Annotated in this window: 1 protein-coding gene; it reads right to left on the reverse strand. The window is 65.0% G+C overall.

The window, feature by feature from the left end; translation table 11 throughout:
• Positions 1–455, reverse strand: a 455-nt coding sequence (locus AC1D00_RS44585; protein WP_477015141.1) for a hypothetical protein, incomplete at its 3' end; no start/stop codon positions are given.
• Positions 456–555: the final 100 nt, after the last annotated feature.

The following is a 555-nucleotide window of genomic DNA, read 5'->3' on the forward strand; positions in this document are numbered from 1 at the left end:
GCGTGATTCCACGTCTCGTGGACCGCAACCGCCGCGCGCACGGGACGCAGGAACGGCGCTTCCGCGCGCGTGCGACCGGAGAATTGTCCGATCAGCTCGCTGTCGGGCTCGCGCGACAGGATGTTCGTCTCGATCAGGATGATCTTCGGCAAGCTCGGCTGTTTCGCGAGGATCTCGAGGACGGTCACCGGCGAGCCTCCGGCCAGCGCAAGATTGCGGAAACGGGGAAGCGAGAAATATTCCTCCTTGAGCCGCCAGGCGACCGAGCTGCCGACCAGCACGATGTCCGGAACCGGCTCTCTCAGATAGCGGTGGAGGGTGATGAGGCTGCCGTCGCGGGTCGTGACGGACGGCTGCTGGAGCGCGGAGCCGAACCGCGCCGTGGCAAGACCGCAGACCAGCAGCAGCGCCACGGCTGCACCCGCACATCTGATCAACCATGGAAGTCCGGACATCTGTGCCATCATCAGAACTGGAAATAGATGAAGGCGGCCTCTGGCCCCGCCTCGAGATAGGCCAACGCCGCGAGCGCGCCATAGAGATACGGCTCCCATC

This window comes from Bradyrhizobium sp. P2_E8 (assembly GCF_056403875.1).